Consider the following 2154-nt stretch of genomic DNA (forward strand, 5'->3'; position numbering starts at 1 on the left):
ACCAGGTGGGGGTCCTCCCGCATTTAACCGGCCTCTCCGAACCGAGCCGGGCCGGGGTCCCCGACCCGGGGCGGAACCCGGACCGGACCGGACAAGACCAGGGCCAGCTGCCCAGCAGAACCCGGGTCGGTCCGGTAATCGCCCTGGTGCCCGATCGCCGATGAGGGGCCCCCTGGGACGTCGTATGCTCCGCCTTGAAGGAGGCCGAGCGTTGCTGCAGGAACGTACAGGCCGGACGCGCCTGGTCGGGCTCATTCGGCATCGGGTGCGCCGTCCCCTGTCCCTCCCGCTGGCCTGAGCTTCCGGCGTCTGCGCCGGCGCCAAACGATCACCAGGCCCAGCACGACGAATGGGACCAGCACCCAACCGCCGATGTCGAGAGCGTCACCGATCGCATTGGCCAGCGCCCCGGCCAAATAGGCGAGAACACTGAGGCTCGCGACCCAGGCAATTGACCCTGTGATGGTCCAGAGCAGAAAAGTGGGCCACGGCATCTTGGCGGCCCCCGCGGCAATGGCGCCCCAGAGCCGGACAACAATGACCCAGCGGCCGAAGAACAAGGCTTTGCCGCCGTGCCGATCGAAGAACGACTCGAGCTGGAGGATGCGATTCTCGTCGGCATGGAAGCGCTGTGCGAGTCGAAGCATCAGCGGACGGCCTCCCACCCGCCCAAGTACGTAGCCAATAGTGCTCCCGAGCATGGCGCCCAGGCTGCCGACCGCGATAACGGCGGTAAGGTTCAGGTCTCCGTGGCGCGCCGAGGCGTAGGCGCCAAGCAGGACGGCCACGGCGGGAAGCGGTACACCGGCGCACTGGGCCAGCACAATCACGAAGACGGCGAAGTAGTACGCCCATTCGTCCGCAACCCCTGCTTCCGCGGCGAAGTAGGCTGCCCAGCCGAGCGCCACGAAGCGGAAGGCAACTAATCCGGTCATCGCTCACACCTCACTCCGCTGCTCCGCCGTGGTTCATCATGACGGTCCCCGCGCTGCCCGCGTTCTGTCTGCGGTCATAACCCCCGCGACAGCACCGGGATGGCCCTTGTCTACCCTTGCGGCCGGGGCCGCGTCAAGAGCACGCTGCGGACACGGCCCGGCCAGCGGCGGCACTGCGTTTCCGGCCGCGGCGCTAGCCTCGGCGTTCCGGCCGGATCGCCCGCAGCCACCACCGCCCGCGCCGCTACGACCGCCGGCCCTGCGCGTCTCCTACGCCTCCTGCTTTAGGCCCTGAAGAGCTGCCCGGTTTCCCGGGACTATTGGCGACAGAAGACGCACGAAGGACAGTACTCACGCACAGGCCTGGCCCTCCCTCCCTTCTGGTGCCTACGACCTTCAGCACCAGACGTCTGGGTGGATGCGCTTTCCGAGCATGAAGATGGATTCCGCGCCTGAGTGAGGGCCGTTGATGATACCGCCTGGAATCGCGTCGGGTGGAAACAGGTTCGCCAGGCGGCTCCGGCAGGCAATGAACACGCCTCTGTCTTGTTCCTCGTGGAACGTGGCGCTCTTGAAGGCGGGTATCCGATACAGATCACGGATCTGCGCGAGGCATCGCGCCGACCGTTCCGATGCATTGCGCGCCAACTCTGGGGAGTCGATGACAACCTAAACATCGCGAACATGGACTGGGGGAGCTCGCAGGAAGCACAGACAGCAAGGGTGACCTCAGGGGGTTGCCTGACTGTTCTTGCTGCTTCGATGTACTGGGAACAGGCTGCGGCCGAATCAATCGCTCGATCAAACCACGAGATCCTGCAACTTCCCCCGCGGGTTTCAAGGGTTCTTCGCTGCTGTTGGGCCATCAACTCGTCATACGCCCCTGCTAGTGCCTGGGCCCGCCGTGTGGGGGAGCTGCCGGCACGGGGATGGAGTGATGCACGGCATAGTGGCCGTGGGCGGCGGGGGAGTGTGCGATGAGGTGCGTGACGGGTGGTTTTGGGTTGTGGTGGCGGGGTTTTTGGGTGGTGGGGTGGGTGTGGGGGGGTGGAGTTGCGGTGGGGGCGTGGTGGGTGTATTGTTTTCTAAGTCGCCGCGAGGGAGACCAGCGGAAATGCTGGGAACCGGAGGCGGCCAATCCCCTAAATTTCAAGACCGGATCTGGTCGGCGTTTTGTGCGCTCCGGGTTCGGGTGGGGCGGGTTGGATGGTTTGCGGGT

The 2154-nt window shown here is 65.8% G+C and carries 2 protein-coding genes; one reads left to right on the forward strand and one right to left on the reverse strand.

The genetic code is table 11. The features are described from left to right. Positions 1-251 precede the first annotated feature (251 nt). Positions 252-935: a DedA family protein gene (locus AC1D1W_RS20555; RefSeq protein ID WP_476944682.1), complete on the reverse strand. Its 684-nt coding sequence runs from the start codon at positions 933-935 to the stop codon at positions 252-254. A 456-nt stretch (positions 936-1391) separates the two neighbouring features. Between AC1D1W_RS20555 and AC1D1W_RS20560 the strand changes: the two genes are divergently transcribed. After that, positions 1392-1916 (forward strand): DUF6924 domain-containing protein, encoded by a 525-nt coding sequence (locus AC1D1W_RS20560; protein ID WP_476944683.1) that lies wholly within the window; start codon positions 1392-1394, stop codon positions 1914-1916. Positions 1917-2154 lie beyond the last annotated feature (238 nt).

The sequence above is a fragment of the Arthrobacter sp. P1_B4 genome (genome assembly GCF_056406555.1).